General features: G+C 28.4%; 1 protein-coding gene. It reads right to left on the bottom strand.

The features are described 5' to 3' along the window. Positions 1–92: 92 nt before the first annotated feature. On the bottom strand, positions 93–292 hold a 200-nt coding region (locus ACX6CF_RS26550; RefSeq protein WP_458788389.1), incomplete at its 5' end, for a hypothetical protein.

Raw genomic sequence — 292 nt, 5'->3', positions numbered from 1 at the left:
CCTGTGTAATCCATTTTTTATTTACTGCTTTTGCTAATCCATCTTCATTAACTTTATCTTTCTTATACAATATTTTTAGTCTCTCAAACAAATTATTCACCACCCATTAAACAATCAATTAATAATTGGTCAATAATTTCTTGCATATTTGTATTCTCTGCTTTTAACATGCTGTATTTTTCCTCACTTGTTGTATCTCTCTGAATTACTGTTCTTTTTGGAATTAAAACTCTACCCTCTTCATCTACATAGTCTTTTGATGTCAAAAAAGAACCATCTTCATATATATCCT

This window comes from Vallitalea sediminicola (genome assembly GCF_054408565.1).
Note: the sequence above shows the minus strand (reverse complement) of the source record. Positions and strands in the feature narration are given on the sequence as shown.